Below are 489 nucleotides of genomic sequence, written 5' to 3' on the forward strand. Positions count from 1 at the left end.
ATGAGACACCCTGTGTCCAGCCTTAATTTTTCAGGCTGTGATTTTGATGGCCGCGCGATGCTGTTGAGGGTCGTAGAGCGCCTTGTTGCGCCACGCCCTCCAGAGCACTCGAAGCCAAGCTCGGGCGAGAATTCGAACAGCGTGCGGGTGCTTGCAGCCACGGTCACGGGCTTTGCGATAGACGGCCGCGGCCCAGGCGGAGGCGTGACGGGAGTTGTCGGCAAAGCAGGTGAGCGCCAATCTCAGGTTCTTGTTGCAGGCCCATCGGAACACAACGCCTCGGCTTTTGCCGGAGGCGTGGGTCACGGGACAGACGCCGGCCTCGGCGGCAAGTTGGTCCTGCGTCTGGAAGCGCTCGCGCACGTCGCCGAGTTCAGCGAGGATCTGGGCGGCGCAAATGCGGCCTGCGCGCGGGAACGACATGACGATCCTGCCGTCGGGCAATTGGGCGACGGCGTGCTCGATGTGCGAGGACAGCTTGGCGATCTC

The 489-nt window shown here is 64.0% G+C and carries 1 protein-coding gene; it reads right to left on the reverse strand.

Going from position 1 to position 489, the window contains the following annotated elements:
* Positions 1-30: 30 nt before the first annotated feature.
* Positions 31-489 (reverse strand): transposase (locus DH08_RS30090; protein ID WP_192182889.1); only part of this gene is annotated, 459 nt, incomplete at its 5' end.

Origin of the sequence: Mesorhizobium amorphae (assembly GCF_014843845.1) — a bacterium.
Lineage (GTDB): Bacteria > Pseudomonadota > Alphaproteobacteria > Rhizobiales > Rhizobiaceae > Mesorhizobium > Mesorhizobium amorphae_A.